The 16,926-nt window shown below is 26.9% G+C and carries 18 protein-coding genes and 1 pseudogene; 13 read left to right on the forward strand and 6 right to left on the reverse strand.

All coding sequences use genetic code 11. The features are described from left to right. The first annotated feature begins 3 nt into the window (after positions 1-3). On the forward strand, positions 4-876 hold the full coding sequence (pmtC, locus tag FNL83_RS04415) for a phenol-soluble modulin export ABC transporter ATP-binding protein PmtC (RefSeq protein ID WP_001830444.1): 873 nt from the start codon (positions 4-6) through the stop codon (positions 874-876). After that, positions 876-1,607 carry a phenol-soluble modulin export ABC transporter permease subunit PmtD gene (gene pmtD, locus FNL83_RS04420; protein ID WP_001830379.1) on the forward strand — a complete coding sequence of 244 codons (732 nt, stop codon included), beginning with the start codon at positions 876-878 and terminating at the stop codon, positions 1,605-1,607. The genes pmtC and pmtD overlap by 1 nt, the downstream gene beginning before the upstream one ends. Before the next feature lie 130 nt (positions 1,608-1,737). Here the strand turns inward: pmtD and FNL83_RS04425 are convergent, their stop codons facing one another. Beyond that, on the reverse strand, positions 1,738-2,229 hold the full coding sequence (locus FNL83_RS04425) for a thioredoxin family protein (protein WP_369964122.1): 492 nt from the start codon (positions 2,227-2,229) through the stop codon (positions 1,738-1,740). 168 nt (positions 2,230-2,397) lie between these two features. On the opposite strand from FNL83_RS04425, the gene FNL83_RS04430 reads away from it, so the two are divergent. From FNL83_RS04430 to FNL83_RS04440, 3 genes are read left to right on the forward strand one after another with little or no spacing between them, the layout of a single operon-like run. Continuing rightward, positions 2,398-2,883 (forward strand): hypothetical protein, encoded by a 486-nt coding sequence (locus FNL83_RS04430; protein ID WP_002489913.1) that lies wholly within the window; start codon positions 2,398-2,400, stop codon positions 2,881-2,883. Positions 2,884-2,935: 52 nt separating this feature from the next. Then, complete coding sequence (locus tag FNL83_RS04435; RefSeq protein ID WP_001830393.1) at positions 2,936-3,493, forward strand: DUF1700 domain-containing protein; 558 nt, start codon at positions 2,936-2,938, stop codon at positions 3,491-3,493. Beyond that, positions 3,490-4,326, forward strand: coding sequence for a DUF4097 family beta strand repeat-containing protein (locus FNL83_RS04440; protein ID WP_001830373.1), 837 nt, complete (start codon positions 3,490-3,492; stop codon positions 4,324-4,326). The genes FNL83_RS04435 and FNL83_RS04440 overlap by 4 nt, the downstream gene beginning before the upstream one ends. Positions 4,327-4,379: 53 nt before the next feature. Here the strand turns inward: FNL83_RS04440 and FNL83_RS04445 are convergent, their stop codons facing one another. Beyond that, entirely contained in the window at positions 4,380-5,420 is a 1,041-nt protein-coding gene (locus tag FNL83_RS04445) for a C45 family autoproteolytic acyltransferase/hydrolase (protein ID WP_002457075.1), read from the reverse strand. A 381-nt stretch (positions 5,421-5,801) separates the two neighbouring features. Here FNL83_RS04445 and FNL83_RS04450 point away from each other — a divergent pair, with 381 nt between their 5' ends. Then, complete coding sequence (locus tag FNL83_RS04450) at positions 5,802-5,972, forward strand: hypothetical protein (protein ID WP_002489909.1); 171 nt, start codon at positions 5,802-5,804, stop codon at positions 5,970-5,972. Between the two features lie 213 nt (positions 5,973-6,185). Here FNL83_RS04450 and FNL83_RS04455 read toward each other — a convergent pair. Continuing rightward, positions 6,186-6,488 (reverse strand): annotated as a pseudogene (locus FNL83_RS04455) (YolD-like family protein); the annotation flags it as partial. 182 nt (positions 6,489-6,670) lie between these two features. Between FNL83_RS04455 and FNL83_RS04460 the strand changes: the two are divergent. The 4 genes from FNL83_RS04460 to FNL83_RS04475 are packed head-to-tail and all read left to right on the forward strand — an operon-like array spanning position 6,671 to position 11,598. After that, the gene (locus FNL83_RS04460) at positions 6,671-7,783 is read left to right on the forward strand and encodes a tyrosine-type recombinase/integrase (RefSeq protein ID WP_002489584.1); all 1,113 of its coding nucleotides are present in this window, start codon (positions 6,671-6,673) and stop codon (positions 7,781-7,783) included. Positions 7,784-7,785: 2 nt separating this feature from the next. Further along, a complete protein-coding gene (locus FNL83_RS04465; protein ID WP_000026848.1) occupies positions 7,786-9,849 on the forward strand; it encodes a site-specific integrase in 2,064 nt (687 codons plus the stop codon). 8 nt (positions 9,850-9,857) lie between these two features. Beyond that, the gene (locus tag FNL83_RS04470; RefSeq protein ID WP_000410573.1) at positions 9,858-10,223 is read left to right on the forward strand and encodes a DUF6262 family protein; all 366 of its coding nucleotides are present in this window, start codon (positions 9,858-9,860) and stop codon (positions 10,221-10,223) included. A gap of 4 nt (positions 10,224-10,227) precedes the next feature. Then, on the forward strand, positions 10,228-11,598 hold the full coding sequence (locus tag FNL83_RS04475; protein WP_002489582.1) for a hypothetical protein: 1,371 nt from the start codon (positions 10,228-10,230) through the stop codon (positions 11,596-11,598). A gap of 42 nt (positions 11,599-11,640) precedes the next feature. Here FNL83_RS04475 and FNL83_RS04480 read toward each other — a convergent pair whose 3' ends face one another. Both FNL83_RS04480 and blaZ read right to left on the reverse strand, forming a co-directional pair. Beyond that, positions 11,641-12,051 carry a YolD-like family protein gene (locus FNL83_RS04480; RefSeq protein WP_000612778.1) on the reverse strand — a complete coding sequence of 137 codons (411 nt, stop codon included), beginning with the start codon at positions 12,049-12,051 and terminating at the stop codon, positions 11,641-11,643. A 310-nt stretch (positions 12,052-12,361) separates the two neighbouring features. Further along, entirely contained in the window at positions 12,362-13,207 is an 846-nt protein-coding gene (blaZ, locus tag FNL83_RS04485; RefSeq protein WP_000733270.1) for a penicillin-hydrolyzing class A beta-lactamase BlaZ, read from the reverse strand. A 106-nt stretch (positions 13,208-13,313) separates the two neighbouring features. Here blaZ and blaR1 point away from each other — a divergent pair, with 106 nt between their 5' ends. Continuing rightward, positions 13,314-15,071 (forward strand): beta-lactam sensor/signal transducer BlaR1, encoded by a 1,758-nt coding sequence (blaR1, locus tag FNL83_RS04490; RefSeq protein WP_001096393.1) that lies wholly within the window; start codon positions 13,314-13,316, stop codon positions 15,069-15,071. Then, positions 15,061-15,441, forward strand: coding sequence for a penicillinase repressor BlaI (gene blaI, locus FNL83_RS04495; RefSeq protein WP_001284652.1), 381 nt, complete (start codon positions 15,061-15,063; stop codon positions 15,439-15,441). The genes blaR1 and blaI overlap by 11 nt, the downstream gene beginning before the upstream one ends. A 13-nt stretch (positions 15,442-15,454) precedes the next feature. Here blaI and FNL83_RS04500 read toward each other — a convergent pair whose 3' ends face one another. Further along, positions 15,455-15,610, reverse strand: a complete 156-nt coding sequence (locus tag FNL83_RS04500) for a hypothetical protein (RefSeq protein ID WP_167481987.1) — start codon at positions 15,608-15,610, stop codon at positions 15,455-15,457. Positions 15,611-15,866: 256 nt separating this feature from the next. On the opposite strand from FNL83_RS04500, the gene pglS reads away from it, so the two are divergent. Further along, complete coding sequence (gene pglS / locus FNL83_RS04505) at positions 15,867-16,895, forward strand: 6-phosphogluconolactonase (protein ID WP_001830420.1); 1,029 nt, start codon at positions 15,867-15,869, stop codon at positions 16,893-16,895. Positions 16,896-16,926: the final 31 nt, after the last annotated feature.

Consider the following 16,926-nt stretch of genomic DNA (forward strand, 5'->3'; position numbering starts at 1 on the left):
ATGATGAAATTACAACATATTACCAAAAAATATGGTCAAAATACTGTTTTAGACGATATAGATTTTGATTTCGGCGAGAGTCAAATCGTTGGTCTTATCGGTAAAAATGGAGTTGGTAAAACAACTTTGATGAAGGTCATGAATAATAACATCATTAACTATCAAGGGAAAGTCGACATGCCTAAAAGTGAGAATGTTGGTTATTTAATTGAGCATCCTAAGTTATATGGAAACAAGACAGGTTTATTTAATTTAAAATTATTTGCACAAGTATTAGGCGATGGTTTCGATAAGGAATATGCAAATCATATTATTGAAGCTTTTGGAATGAAACCATATATCAAGAAAAAAGTTAACAAATATTCAATGGGAATGAAACAAAAATTATCAATTGCAGTTTCATTAATGAATAAACCTAAATACTTAATTTTAGATGAACCTACAAATGGTATGGATCCAGATGGTTCGATAGATGTATTAAAGACAATTCAATCACTTGTTCAACAATTAGAAATGAAAATATTAATCTCAAGTCATAAATTAGAAGACATTGAATTGATTTGTGATAGAGCAGTATTTCTTAGAGATGGTAAGTTCGTTCAAGATGTAGATATGAAAGATGGGGGACCAGAGGATAGTACTATTCTTACTTTACAAAAAGATGACTTTAATAAAGCTTTAGATTCTCTTTCTGAAAACTTTAAAGTACAGCAGTCTCAAAAAGAATCGGGAGAAATTATCATTAAAGCTCAAAATGATTATAGAGAGTTACTTAAATCGTTATCCCAACTAGATATTTATCCAAAATATATTGAAACACGTAAAAGTTCACTACGTGATACTTACTTTAATATTAATCAAAGAGGTGATAAATAATGAAGAGCTTACAATTAGTCAAATATGATTTAATTAGTATACTTAAAAGTCCGTATACTTATTTAGCATTTATACTTGTAATTGGAATGACGGTATTCCAAGCTAGCATGATGGCAAATTATAGTTCTGCACATAAAGTTAATATAGATATGGTTTTTAATTTAGCTAATTGGCTTTTCTTGTTTGCTGGTCTTTTATTCATTATAAAAACAATAACAAGAGATTACTCACAAGGTACTATACAATTGTTTATGAGCAGAATAACTAGCAGAATGGGCTATATCATTACTAAAACAGTATCTATTGTATTAATTTCATTCTTATTTACAATTATTCACTACTTGGTAATAATTATTATACAATCTACAACTAAAAGTGAAAAAATGGATGGAGATAGATTTTTAAATAATATTTGGTTTTACCTTATTTTCTTTTTATTCTTTGGATTATTCTTATTACTAATCACTTTAATAGTAGAAAAACCTGCTGTCATATTTACTCTAGGTATTTTCTTAATACTCATCGTTCCGTTTATTCAGCCATTTATTCCAATGATTCCGAATATTGGCGATGATATTCAGGATTCATTTAAATATATACCATTTACGTATTTAACTGAAAAAATGACTGGTGAGATTAAATTCTCTAATTGGCAATGGTTTATCTCTATTGCATCAATAGTGGTCTTATTTATTGCAAATATGTTATATGCATCAAAGAGGGATATTTAAATAGTAAAATGTGGAGAAGTTAGTTAAGTGATTTAAACATATAAAAATTGTTTAGTCATTAACTAAAATTTATGAGGCGTATTTTATAGGGTGGGACGTAGAATTCATGATGAGTTCTGTCCCACTCGTTTTATTTATATAAAAGTTGATTAATTATTGAGTAAAAATCAAAATTAGGATGGGTTTTATCTGGCAATTTATTACTTCTAATTTTATTGACAAAATTTTGTACTTCTTTTGCTCTTGGTCTCCAAACTGTCAATTGTTCGAATGAATCGTTCATGAAGACAAAGATAGGGATAGCCCTTGATTTACCATTTGTTAAATATTGATCAATCAGATGTGTATCATCATCTCTATGAAATACTCTTGCTTTGATGTTCAGAAATTCAATAGTATGCTTTAATATTGGAATGTTCATCATGGCATCGCCACACCAATCCTCTTTAATTATAAGCACCTTATAATAATTCGATTCTCTTAATTGATTTAAACGTGCATCATTAAGTGGTAGGTGGAAGAAATTATAAATGGATAATAAATTGTCTTTACTTTCTTGTATTTTATTAATGAATTCATTGAGTGTTTGACTTTTATTAAAATAAGTTTCTAAATTTCTTATATAAAACCCCTCCCTTGAATAATTTAAAATGTTATATCAATTTTTTGAGTTTAAAGAAATTAAAATAACTTAATATATGTATATTAAATAATGTGACTATCTTGTTAGATGAAACTACATTGTGCATATGCTATATTAATTAGAACAAGAGTGAAAGTGGTGACTCAGGTGCGAATTCAAAATAGATGGTTAATATTCGCTATTTTTTTAACTGGAGCTATTTCTTTATTGATAGGTTTGACTTATTACAAAAGTATAAAATCTGTGGATTTATCTGGTTACAGTGTGAATCAAATTAGTTTAAATCATGGTTTTAATCAAAAAGGATTTGTGGTTAATAAGAAAATTAAATTAGATAGATATACCTTTTACAATGATAAAAATCATAAAGATTTTACAGTAAAAGTAAAAAATAAAACGCATAAGGTTAAAGGCATGGTTTTAGTCAAAGATGATAAAGTTGAAACAAATTTTGGTATTAAAATGGGTGACCCAATTGATAAAGTCATCAATAAATTGGGAGAAAACTACAAGATTAATAAAGTAGGGAAAAATTATCACTCAATGACTTATGTAGACCGTTTTAATAAATTAAAATTAAACATTTTATATAAAGATAACATTGTTAAAAGAATTGAGTTCTTTAGTAAATAATAATCAAAAAGTATTAGATATTTTTTAGTTCAGATTGAGAGCGTGCGTAAATATGGATAAAATAACCTTCTTAAATGAATTAGAATTAGCTTTAGATGATTTACCTAGAGAAGAAAAAGATAGTATTATGCACAAGTATGAAAACTTGTTCTATGAAGAAGAATTGAAAGGGATTAGTGAATCACAAATTATAAAAAAGTTAAATGATCCTTATCATATTTCCAAAGAAGTAAAAGCTAGAAGTGCTATTCATTATGCTAGTTACAAACCAACCTTAGCAAACATAGTAAGAGCAATACTAGCATCGTTAAGTCTTGGTATTTTGTCGTTATTTATTATTTTAATACCGGTTGTTATCATTGCATTACTTATTCTATTCTGTTTCCTTATTTCTATTTGTTTTATCTTTGCACCATTTGTTTTATTATTTTATTCAGTATTACATGGTTTCGAAAATGCTATAAGCAATGTGTTTTTTTCAATTTCTTTTACAGGTTTAGGAATTATGTTTATTGTTATTACTTTGAAAATTGGTGAAATAATTCATAAACTTATTTTGAAATATCTTCTTTGGTATATAAAAACTGTTAAAGGAAGCGTTAAAGAATGAAAAAGCTTTTTATTAGTGGTTTAATCATATTTATTATTTTCTTTGCTAGTGGTGCTATGACTTGGTTTACTATAGATAAAAATAAATACGATAATCGACATTATACCAAAACAATAAATAGCAAAATTGAACATTTATCTATAAGTACAGTAACAACCAATGTTAATGTAATTTCTGGAAAAAAATTAGCTGTTTATTTTACTGGAGATAATAAAATAAATGTTACAAAAAATAATAAAAGGTTAAGTATTAAAGAAAAACGTGCAGTAGATAGAGGATATGGATTAAATTTTAATCCATTTCACTCAAACAATAGAAAGTTAACAATTGTTGTACCAGAAAAAGACCTTAAATCTCTTAATATTCAATCGTTATTGGGAGAAATTGATTTAAATCAAGTGAATTTGAAACATGTTTCATTGGAAACAGATAGAATTATACAACTTAAACGATCTGAACTCAATCAGGTAAACATCGAATCTTCTAAAGCAAATTTTTATATTACAGACTGTTTAATCAGGGAAGGTCGTATGAAGCTTGATAAGGGTATAACTCATGTTAAAAATAGTACATTAAGTGATACTGTTTTCTTGGTTAATAGAGGAGATATTTCTATGACGGACATGAAATCTAACAATGATATAAAAGCTTCTACACAAAGAGGTAATATTAATTATCATTTTGGCGAAAAACCTAAAAACACTTTGCTTAAACTTCATCCTGGTCATGGAAATAAAGAAATTAAAAATCGATATTTCGATAAAGGAAAAGTGGGAAATAGCGATAATATATTGGAATTTTACACTGTAGATGGCGATATTAAAATTGAATAAATAATATAAATTATTCGACCCTTTGATTTATCAAGATAGGGTCGAATTTTTAATTAGTATGTGGCAAAAGTTAATGGTGTATCTATTTCGCCTTCAAAGTAATTTATATTCAATTTCTTTCCTTTTAACCAATTAGAAAAATTGATTGAGGTTGGATGACTGTTTTGACCTAATGCCATCCATGATATTAATGAATTAGGTTCATATAGTGAAGTATGAATTGTACCAGACCAACTTTTAAATAGGTTGCTATAGATTTCGTATTGCGGGTCGTTAAATAATTTGAATGCGATATCTTTGTTTGTAGAAGGAGTTGTTTTATTTATTACACGATTTAAGCGTTCTTTAGATTCTCTTGTATAGTTTCTATTTTCATGGGTAAGCAATTCAAAATGATTTGTGCATATATGTTCATACCTTACATCTATTGATCGAGGTGTAACTTCGACAATGGCATAATTCGAATGTCTATCCATTAGTATATAACTGAATGAACTACGATGCGGTACTTCCTTTAAAAATTTGATTGCTTCAGTTACATTTTTGCAATTTTCAAGTATTAGCCGACCAACCATGTAACATACAAATCCATTTGCAGGCTTTTTACGATGCATAAAATTATATGCCATAACTAAACCATACTCGTTCATACCATCCATTCTACCAGTCACTCTTGAAGTCGGTCCTATTTGAGATAATCCCCCGTCATTAGGTTGAAATAATAAGTATCTACCATCATATGTTGCAGGATGATAATCATAATTTCGGACTAAAAAATCACGACCTTTATATACTGTGCAACCACTGTCCTTTAAATCAGTAAATCGATAATGGCCAAAATTTAAAATCATTTGTTTTGTAGGTAGATTCAATACATCTTGCATACCAATTATTTCTTCCCAAATCTGTGGCGAATAGATTTGAAATATATCATAGGTTTCCTTGACATCAATATCAAAACGTGGAATTCTCTTTCGCCATTCTTTATTTCGATTTTTTAATAAAGGAGTGGTTTGTAACCAAAGAGCAGTCTTTACTCCTAAATCATAGTGAGAACCACGATGAGTCATTATATCAGAACGTACTTTTTGCATTTTATAATCTCTCCTTATATTTTTACTTCAATGTAATATAAAAGTAACTTATTATTAATTGAACTTGATTTGCGTAAATCATACAATCTAAATTAAGATAATGACATTATCTCAATAGGAGTGATCATTCTGAATATTGATAATTACAAAGTAATCACTGATAAATTAAAATCTTGGTTGCTAAGTTAATCTGTGTGTGTACCATGATTAAAGAAATCATTTAATTGTTTCATTTTAAGCATCTTTAGTTGATATATTATCATAATTTATATTCATATTTAGAATAATTACCTGTAAAAAGGGTATATATTTAATGATAAAGTTAAGTATGTTATCATTATGAAATGTAGCTATGCATATTAATTATAGAGGTGAAAACTAATGTGGAACTTTATTAAAGGGTTATTCAAATTTGTCTTTAGTTTATTAGCTATTACTACAGTAGTAGTAGGCATCGGTGTAGTTGCCTTTGCTTATATTTTTAGAAAAGACTTTGAAGATATCGAAAGAAAAACGAAAGAAATCGTTTCTGATATCGAAAACAACAATTAATTTATAATAATTTAGGAATAAGCCTGTACATCATTGAGATGTGTAGGCTTATTTTTATTAGTTGATTTTACCAATTATCAGTCAAAATTAATTATTGAATTCTAAAATTAATAATTAAATGATTTCATTCAGAAAGGCTTTAGATAACACTAAGTATGTTGGTGGTTATATAAGTGTAAAATGAGAAATTCATAATAAATTCTCTTGTACTCTTTATATAAAAGAAATATCTATAATATCTAAAAATGAAACTTTATGACGTTCTCTTGAATGAGGAGCAGTACCTTCAATCTCATAATTTATTGAATCAATCCGATGTACAATGAGCTCTATAAAATTAATATATCCTTCTTCGTAATATTTGATATTGACTGGGCGTGATTGTTGTAGTGCTTCATGTAAATGTATATTTAGTTGCGAAAGTTGGTCGTCTGAAAGCACTGGTCTGCTCACTTTATTTTGATCTATCATATATTGATAAATTGTTTCAAACTGTTCTGGTAAAGTTGCGAATGGTTATATATATGTTAAAGAATATAGACTATTTTGTTTAAAATGAATCATGTTTTAAGAAAAAATAAACAAAGTAAAAATATTAAATAGTCTTTTTTATTATGTGTAATAAGTTTAATATGTAGGATGTAAAAAGAGTTGAAATAATGTATACTTATACTATTAAATTTAGAAATGAGATTATTATGAAAATAGTAGAAGTAAAATCTAAGAATGGTATCAATTTTATGATTTTAGATGGTAATAATGAACCTATAGTAGATGCAGTAAGATATTTGAAGTATCTGGATAGTGTTAAGAAAAGTTTAAATACCAAGAAAACCTATGCCTATGCGCTAAAAAAATTTTTTGTTTACTTAGAAAATAAAAAGATATGCTATAAAGAAGTTAGTTTTGATAACTTTGTTGATTTTATAAGATGGATGAAAAAACCTTTTGAAAATGAGAATGTCCTCTCTTATCACCGAAAAGAAATAAGCATTAGTCCTAAGACAATTAATCTGACTATGACCGTAGTATCTAATTTTTATGATTATCTCTATAGGAGCAAAAAATTAGATGTTAATTTCTATGATTTTATACATATGGAAAGTAAATACTCTAAAAAATATAAAAGTTTTATGCATCACGTAAATAAGGACTATAGAACGTTGAAAAATATTTTGAAAGTTAAAGAACCAAAGAAAAAGATAGAAGTATTAACTAATGCGGAGGTTAAGAAATTATTAGGAGAAACTAATAATATTAGAGATAAATTCTTAATACAATTATTATATGAAACAGGATTACGTATAGGTGAGGTATTATCATTACGTATTGATGATATTAAATTTGACTTTAGAAAAGGCCATCAAATAGTTTTGAAAAATAGATTAAATGACAATGGTACTTATTTAAAAACTGGTGAAAGAAAAATATTTATTTCTCAATCGTTAATTGATTTATATGATGATTATGTCTACGAAATAATTGACGAACTTTCAATATGTTCTGATTATCTTTTTGTAAAAATAAAGGGGAGAAATGTAGGAGAAGCTATGAATTATAGCGATATATGTTCATTATTTAAAAGGCTAAAACATAAAACATCTATAAATGTTCACCCTCATTTATTTCGCCATACACATGCAACTGTTTTTTATAATGAAACTAAGGATATTAAACAAGTTCAAGAAAGACTTGGTCATAGTAATATACAAACGACTATTAATTTATATGTTCATCCTACTGAAGAAGATATACGCGAAGATTGGAATAAAGTAAAGCATCAATTTCAAGTTTTTAATAAAGGGGAATGACTATGTCAATACCAATTAATTTACCTACAAACAGTACTATTATTAATGAATTATGTACATTACAAAGTAGAGCCATCAATATAAAAGGAGAGGTTTTAATAACTGAAATATATGATGATTACTTTTTTAAAAATGATGAGTGGCACATTTCAGCTTTTAACAAATTCAAGCAATTTCAAGATAGTATCAAGAACTATAGAGACAAAAGAAAAAATGTTTTCTTTAGGATTAAAAATAAAAATTTGAATTTAGAATTTAAATACCTTTTTTTGAAACTGATAGTTAAAGAGGATTGGTCTTTATCTAATTTATTTAATACTGGAGCAGTGAAGATTAATAAGATTGCTGAGTTCTTTAATAAAGTTTATCCAAATTTAAATTCTTTACTTGATTGTGATATAAATATATTAGAAAAGCACTGGTTTAATTGGTTGACTGCAAATAATATACCAATAAAAAGAAGATCATCAACAATAGTTTTTGGTGATTATGAATACAAAAGTGGGCTAGCTTCTTTTTTAAAGAATATGTACATTAATCTAATTAAGTTCATTGATAAGCGAGAAGAATGGGAAAAAGATAAATGGGATATTAGAAATTTAGAAAAATATGGATTGAGTTATAATAAGACACTAACTGGCAATTATTTAAACTTTGAAAAAATTGAGTCAATTAAAATGCGAGAATCAGCAAAAAAATATTTAAAAAAACGTTTGATAACTGGTGATATAGTATTTGCTACAGCAAGGTTTTATATAAGAGTTTTAACTAGGTTTTTTCAAAATATAACTAAAAATGAAGAAACAAGGAATAGTTTAAACGAACTAGATAGATGTCATATCGAATCATATATAGAATTTTTATTTGAATATGCAGCTAATAAAAATTTGCGAAGTACTAAGAACTTTGTGAGAGAAGAATTAAAAACAATTAGAAGATTCTTAAACGATATTATAACTCAAAACTATGCTATAGCACCGTACCAAGATATACGATTTTTAATTTATCCACAAGACTTACCTAAACACGAAAAGAAAAATAGTAGCCAAATTGATTATATCCCAGATTTTGTATTGGAACAGCTTTTTGAGCATATAAATGATTTGCACAAAGATTTAATACCTGTAGTTTGGATAGCTTTTAAAACGGGATTAAGAATTTCTGATGTATTGACATTAAAAAATAATTGCCTTGCAAAAGTTAATGGAAAGTATTCAATAATAACAGATATTGCTAAAACTTTTGTTAAAGGACATAGAATACCAATTGATAATAAATTAGCTGATATAGTAGCAGTTTTAATAGCCGATTCTAAAATTAAAAGTACAAAAGATAATAATCCTAATAATTATATTTTTGCTATTCATAAAGGAAAAAGAAAGGGAATGCCCTATACACAACATATGGTCAGGGCACACTTAAATCATTTATCAAAAACTAAAAATATTATTGATGAACAAGGAGAAATCTTCCATTTCAAAACTCATCAATTTAGACATACCTATGCAGTAAAATTGTTAAATGGTGGAGCAGATATATTAACTATACAAGAATTATTAGCACATTCCTCACCAGAAATGACTCTAAGATATGCTAAGTTACTTGATGATACAAAAAGAAAGGCTTTTGAATCAGTTATTGATCAAGGAGCTTTTAGTTTTGATGTTGACGGTAAAATTAAAAATATACAGCATAGTAGTGAACTATCTGAAAAAGCATTGAATTCTTTATGGCAAGAACATAAATTAAATGCAATGGACAATCCTTATGGTACTTGTCATGCTAGATTGAGCGGCGATTGTCCATACATGGAAGCTCCGCCATGCCTAACTTGTAATTCTGGGAAACCATGTAAGGATTTAGCTATTGGATTTTCTGATTTAGATGTTGAAAAATATGAATTACATATCAAATCAACGGTCAAATCTATAGAATTAGCTAAAAATAATAATAGGCAAGATATGGTTGAAAAACACACTAATATATTAAATAAATATGAAGAAATACTAGGTAATATAAAAGATGGAAACATTATATTCGGGAGAAGTAATAGAATAAAAGTATAGAGGTTAAAATGGAAAAATTTAATAGACAAGAACAATTAAAACAGTTACATGCAGAACGAAAAGTTAAAACCGAGAAAAAAGTTGATAAAGCAATAAATGATTTAGTTCAAAAAAATAAAGAAATTAACTTTAATATCGTTTCTAAACATTCAAAAGTTTCTAAAGCTACATTATATAAAAATAATAAAATTCGAAAGAAAATAGAGAAGTTACGTGAACAAAACAATGAAATATTTGTTCATAAAAATAAAAATGACGGTAAAGATGCGTTAATTTCCTCTTTAAAAAGAAGAGTAAATTCTTTAGAAAAAGAGAAAAAAATGTTGAAAGAAGAAATTAGCGTTTTATATTCTAGGTTATATGAGGATATTTAAAATAATGGACAATAAAAATGAAAAGATTCTTGAAGATATTAATAAATTACAAGGCTATAAAGTAACATATCAATATGCTACTGCTATAAATATAAAAGATAATAACATGAACCCTTGGTTTGAAAAAATTGAGGAAATTCTATTGAATGTAAAAGGAGTTATACGCATTTTATCTCCTGACAACCCCCAGGTAAATTATGATTATTGGGTTTTACCTGGAAAATATAAAAGACATACAAAAGAATATCACGAAAAACTAGAAAAATTTTTAGAAAAATTTGCTACTAATGTAAATATTAATGAAGGATTGTTTGATCAAAAAAATATACATGGATACAAATATAAAAAATATATATTCACTCCACATATTGAAATTACTCATGATAACACTTTAAATTTATTTTTTTTAACCTTAACTATATTTAACAATGGTACATTTGTTGTAGAAATCATTGAAGATTTAGAGAGTATAGACTTTGGAAGCGACTTGTATAGTACTTTCTCATATGTAAAAGATACGATATATCCTCTAATTAATCAAGAAAATAATAATAGACAAAGACAGTATCAATTGTATGGCAATAGACATGGTAAAAATATTAGAGATGTTTCTAGGCAAATTAATAGAATTATAAAAAATAATAGTAAGGATATTTTTGAATATAAAGTATCTAAAAATATGGACTTTGAAGTTTATTATTTAGCTAATGAAAATGAATTTACTGATGATCCTTTTTATGAGGATGTGAAAATTCAAGAGTGGTTAGTAAATGCGCCTATTTTTTCATTTGAAGGAAAAAGTAAACATTTTAGGCAAGATGGTTATAGCGATAATTATATAAATTTCTTGAATAAAGCATCAATTTTTGTAGTTTGGATGAATGAGCAAGAAGGAGATGTTTTAGAACAATGTTCTCAAATGGCAATTTATTTCAGTAGTTCTGCTAATTTCTTTTTCTTAGAAACTATGTTAAATGAATTACAATTGTATGGGTATCAACAATATAATTTAAATGGAAAAAAAGAAGCCCTATATTTTAGACAATGGATACTAAATTTCAAGAGATCTATTGCAATTATTTATAGAACAGAGCTTTTACCTAGTTTATATTTATATTTGTATCTAAAGAATAATAATGATTTTAAATCTCCTCAGTATATTGAAGAATTAAACAAAGAAGAATTATCACTAATTGAATTGGAGCAGTCATATAAGGAAGAAGAAAGAAGCGAAAAATTAAATAAACTTTTGTTAATAATAAGTCTTTTATCAATTTTCCAAGTAGTAGAAATTTTTTTCAGTGATAAAAATAATATATTTAATATCAGTATCATACTTATAATGATTTTGCTAGAAGTATTTCGAAAAAGGTAATTATAAGAACACTATTTAAGCTTTTAAAAAGTTTAAATAGTGCTAAGTGATACTACAAACGTTAGTATTATTTAAATTATATATATTATTGTTAGTATCAGAAAAGGAAAATGTATTACCAATTTCATCCTTTTTTAAAATTTTTCCCGTATATTTTGAAATGTTACCGTCTTCCCAATATGTGATTGTACATAACTCATCATTTCTAATTTTTATTTGGAAAATCTGATCTAAATTATCTAATGAATCATATGTTAGCAATGGTTTTTCAACTTTATCTTGATTCATTATGATTTGCTCTAAAATTTCAAACTGTTTTGGGAGAGTCGCAAAAGCTTGCCATTTGATTTTTCCCCGCCCTTGAGGGATTTTAGGTTTTAAATATTTTCTTGGTATTTTTCTATAATCAGTTTCATATTTATATTCATCTGGCGCATTAGGATTTGGAATCATGTTAACCACCTCATCATCATTATAGAACGTATGTTCTTTTTCGGCAAGGATTATATAATTTGTTAAGGTGATTAATTAATTCAAAATAAGTTATTTTCTAGATAGAAAAGCTGAGTAAGATTATCGAGATTTTATAACTATAGTTACTGGAATTATAATGTTAGGTATGTTAATGGTATTTTCTCTTTTAAAATTAATGTGAACACAAAAAATAGAACATATATAATTATAAATAATATATATGTTCTACGATATTATGAATTTTTATGAAAGATAGAATTATATCAGTATTTATTATGCATTTAGAATATTAAAATTCCTTCATTACACTCTTGGCGGTTTCACTTATCAACTTATCATTTGGCTTATCACTTTTATTGTCTTTATTCGTAAAAATGACTAAAACAATAGGTTCAGATTGGCCCTTAGGATAAACAAAAGCAACATCATTTCTAGAAGCATATGTTATTGCTTGACCACTTTTATCAGCAACCTTACAGTCTTTTGAAACACCGTCTTTAATTAAAGTATCTCCGCTTTTATTATTTAACATTAAATCAAGTAAGAATTTTTTGTTTTCTTTGCTTAATTTTCCATTTGCGATAAGTTTATTTAAAGTCTTACCGAAAGCAGCAGGTGTTGAAGTATCTTTTTTGCTCTTTGGTGAATAGTAATTTAATTCTATCTCATATCTAACTGGATTTGTTACTTTATCTCCTAGTCCTTTTAGACGTTGTTTAACTTTTTTGTTCCCACCGATTTCTTTTATAATTTTATTGTTTGCTGTATTATCACTATATGTCATTGAAGCCTCAATAAGTTCTTTTAAAGTGATATCTTTTCCTACATATTTTTCTAAAATAGGAGAATAAGCAACTATATCATCTTTGTTAATATGTATTTTTTTATTTAACTTATTATAAGGTACTTGTTCTAACAAAATAGCACTATTTATCGCTTTTGAAGTCGAAGCATAGGCAAATCTCTTATCTGAATTAAATTTTACTTCCTTACCACTTTTAGTATCTAAAGCATAAACACCAATATGAGCATTATATTTTTTTTCTAAATCATTTAACTCTTTGGCATGTGGACTGTTTGAATTACATGCACTTAAAACTAAAGCAATTGCAATTAAAAATATTAACTTTTTCAAAATAAACCCTCCAATATTACAAATATAATTTTTATGAATAAATAATATTACATTTGTAATATTTGTGTCAATAGTTTATTATAAATATTTGAAAGAAGGTGTCAAAATGGCTAAATTACTAATAACGAGCGTAGTAAGCTTTTGTTTTATATTTCTATTGTTAGTATTTTTTAAGTACATATTAAAACGCTATTTTAATTATAGTTTAAATTATAAAGTTTGGTATCTAACTGTGCTTGCTGGATTAATACCTTTTATCCCAATTAAATTCTCTTTTATAAAATTTAATAATGTGAATAATCAAGCGCCCACAGTTGAAAGTAAGTCACACGACTTGAACCATAACATAAATACCACCAAACCTATTCAAGAGTTCACAACAGATATCCATAAGTTTAATTGGGATTCAATTGATAATATCTGCACAGTTGTTTGGATAGTTTTAGTTATTATTTTAAGTTTTAAATTTTTGAAATCCTTATTATATCTTAAATATTTAAAGAAACAGTCACTTTATCTAAACGAAAATGAAAAAAATAAAGTAGATACGATACTTTTCAACCATCAATATAAAAAAAGTATTGTGATTCGAAAAGCAGAGACTATTCAATCTCCAATAACTTTTTGGTATGGGAAATATATTATTTTGATTCCTAGTTCATATTTTAAAAGTGTAATTGATAAAAGACTAAAATATATAATACTGCACGAATATGCTCATGCTAAAAATAGAGATACTTTACATTTAATTATCTTTAATATCTTCTCTATTGTTATGAGTTACAATCCATTAATACATATTGTAAAAAGAAAGATAATTCATGACAATGAAGTAGAAGCCGATAGATTTGTTCTTAATAATATTAACAAAAATGAATTTAAAACTTATGCGGAATCTATTATGGACTCCGTATTAAATATTCCATTTTTTAATAAAAATATATTAAGCCATTCATTTAATGGTAAAAAGTCATTACTCAAAAGAAGATTAATTAATATAAAAGAAGCCAATTTGAAAAAACAGTCTAAATTAATTCCAATTTTTATTTGTATTTTTACTTTTTTGCTCATAGTAATTCAAAGCCAGTTTTTGATGGGACAATCCATAACTGATTATAATTATAAAAAGCCCTTACAGAACGATCACCAAATTTTAGATGAAAGTAAAAATTTTGGTTCAAATAGTGGATCTTTCGTCATGTACAGCATGAAGAAAGACAAATACTATATTTATAATGAAAAAGAAAGTAGAAAAAGATATTCTCCTGATTCAACTTATAAAATTTATTTAGCGATGTTTGGACTTGACCGTCATATCATAAGTGATAAAAATTCACGTATGTCATGGAATCATAAACATTATCCTTTCGAGTCTTGGAATAAGGAACAAGATTTAAATACAGCAATGCAAAATTCAGTTAATTGGTACTTCGAACGTATTAGTAATCAAATACCAAAGAACTATATTGCGGCTCAACTCAAGCAATTAAATTATGGTAATGAAAATTTGGGAAGTTATAAAAGCTATTGGATGGAAGATAGTTTGAAAATATCTAATCTTGAACAAGTAATAGTTTTTAAAAATATGATGGAACAAAAAAACCATTTTAGTAAAAAAGCAAAGAATCAATTATCTTCTTCATTATTGATTAAGAAAAATGAAAAGTATGAACTGTATGGGAAAACAGGTACAGGTATAGTAAACGGGAAGTATAATAATGGGTGGTTTGTAGGTTACGTAATTACTAATCATGATAAGTATTATTTTGCTACACATTTATCAGATGGAAACCCGTCTGGGAAAAATGCTGAATTAATCAGTGAAAAAATATTAAAAGAAATGGGTGTTTTAAATGGCCAATAAGCAAGTTGAAATATCTATGGCTGAATGGGATGTTATGAATATAATATGGGATAAAAAATCAGTATCAGCTAATGAAATTGTAGTTGAAATTCAAAAATATAAAGAAGTTAGCGATAAAACGATTAGAACATTAATCACAAGACTATATAAAAAAGAGATTATAAAACGATACAAATCAGAGAATATTTATTTTTACTCATCAAATATTAAAGAAGACGATATTAAAATGAAAACTGCTAAAACCTTTCTTAATAAACTGTATGGAGGGGACATGAAAAGTTTAGTGCTAAATTTTGCGAAAAATGAAGAATTAAATAACAAAGAAATTGAAGAATTGCGAGCCATTTTAAATGATATTAGTAAAAAATAAATAGATATAGGGTTCAAACATAATTTACATATATATTATGTTTGAACCCTATTAAATTAGATTTTTTTATGAGATTAGTACATATAACCATTTGTGCCCATTTAACCATACCACGACCGGTAGGAATATTTTTATCTAGCATGTCTCGTGGTATATTACGGTAATCCATTTCATTAAATATATCTTTCATTATTCAATCACCTCAATCCTTATAGTTTCATTATACGAACATTTGTTCTGTTTTTCAATATAAAGTTTTTGGCAATATAATTGTTCGTGATGTTTTAGTATGATCGAAGTAATTTCTAATTTGATTTCGTTATCATAAGTAGTAAGTTAATAAGTAAAATGACTTTTCGTTGTAAATTAAACATACTTAAAGGTAAAATTGAATCAATGATTAATGATTTTATGGAGGTTTTGGTATGACATTAGGTTATATAGGTTCTTATACTAAAAAGAGTGGTAAAGGTATATATCGCTTCAAACTAAATGACGAAACAGGAGTTATTGAAGCGTTAGAAACTGGTTATGAAATTGAAGCGTCAACTTATCTTACTCGTAATGAATCGTTTTTATATGCGATTACTAAAGAAGGTGAAGAATGTGGTGTAGCTAGTTTTAGTATTAAAGAAGATGGACAACTGGAATTAATTAATAAATGTCTAGCATCAAAACAGGGAACTGGTTGTTACATTCAAGTGTCTAGTAATGGTAAATATTTATTTGAAGCGGTTTATGGTGCAGGACTTGCAAGGATTTATAAATTAAATCCAATTACGGGAGCAATAGAGAAATTAATAGAAGAACTTGAGCATGAATTTCCAACTGGCTCACATGAAAGACAAGATTCATCACATGTTCATTTTTTAAATGAAACACCTGATCATAAGTATGTTGTAGCTACTGATTTAGGTACAGATAGAGTTGTAACATACAAATTTGGTGAGGATGGTTTAAAACAATATGCAGTTTCTCAATTCAAAAATTCAGACGGGCCTCGCCACATCGCTTTTAGTAATGATGGACGACACGCGTATATCGTTCACGAGCTATCAAATGAGGTGAGTGTTACAGAATACCAAGACGGTAAGTTCATTGAGCTAGAGAGACATTCAACTATTCCAAGTGACTTTAACGGGGAATCGAAATTAGCAGCAGTGAGACTATCACATGATGGGAAGCACTTATATATAAGTAATAGAGGGCATGATAGTATTGCTATATTTGAAGTTTTAGAAGATGGCAGATCACTGAGAAGTATTGAAATACAACCAAGTTACGATGCCTTTCCAAGAGACTTTAATATAACTGAATCAGATAACTATTTAATTTGCGCACATCAAGAAGGAGAATCAAAAGTTTCAATTTTTGAGCGTGATAACATAACTGGTAAACTTTCATTAAAAGATAAAAAAGCTATAGCAAATGAAGGTGTTTGTGTACTACTATAAGATGTCTTTGAATAATAGAAAAGTGATATAA

This window comes from Staphylococcus epidermidis (assembly GCF_006742205.1).
Taxonomy (GTDB): Bacteria; Bacillota; Bacilli; order Staphylococcales; family Staphylococcaceae; genus Staphylococcus; species Staphylococcus epidermidis.